Annotated in this window: 1 protein-coding gene; it reads right to left on the bottom strand. The window is 48.1% G+C overall.

From position 1 onward, the window contains the following. Positions 1-821 (bottom strand): 3-hydroxyacyl-CoA dehydrogenase NAD-binding domain-containing protein (locus R7Z50_RS26335; protein WP_318149592.1); only part of this gene is annotated, 821 nt, incomplete at both ends.

Below are 821 nucleotides of genomic sequence, written 5' to 3'. Positions count from 1 at the left end.
TGCACCGTCACGAAGCAACATGCTGAAACCGCCAAAGTACGGGAATAATACGCGGTTGACGAAGAATCCCGGACAGTCGTTCACGACGATTGGGGATTTACCCATTTTCGCTGCGTAAGCCACTACGCGGTTGATGGTTTCATCAGAAGTTTTCTCACCACGGATGATTTCAACCAAAGGCATGCGATGCACAGGGTTAAAGAAGTGCATACCACAGAAGTTTTCTGGGCGTTTAAGTGATTGTGCCAATAGGTTGATTGGAATCGTCGATGTGTTTGATGTAATGACGGTGTCTTCACCAACGTGCGATTCGACTTCGCTCAGTACCGCTGCTTTTACTTTTGGATTTTCGACAACGGCTTCAACAATCACATCTGAATTTTCGATGCCTGCGTAATGTAGGCTTGGGGTAATTGATGCCAAAATGCCCGCCATCTTGAAGCCGTCGATACGACCTTGAGCAAGGCGTTTGTTTAGCAGTTTAGACGCTTCGGTCATGCCTAAATCGAGAGATGGTTGGGCGATGTCTTTCATCAATACTGGCACGCCTTTCAGCGCAGATTGGTAAGCAATGCCACCACCCATGATGCCTGCACCTAATACCGCTGCTCGCTCAGTGTCTTTGCTTGCTGATTTCGCCGCTTTTTTCGCGATGCCTTTGATGTATTGGTCGTTGAGGAACAGACCAACCAGAGCTTTGGCTTCTTCTGATTTCGCGAGTTTAACGAAGTATTTGCGTTCAATGTCGAGTGCTTCGTTACGCGCAAAGCGTGCGCCTTCTTCAATCGTAATAACTGCAGTCATTGGCGCAGGGTAGTGTG

Source organism: Vibrio sp. 1249-1 (assembly GCF_033340495.1).
The sequence above is the reverse complement of the archived record's forward strand: the minus strand, read 5'-3'. Positions and strand labels throughout refer to the sequence as shown.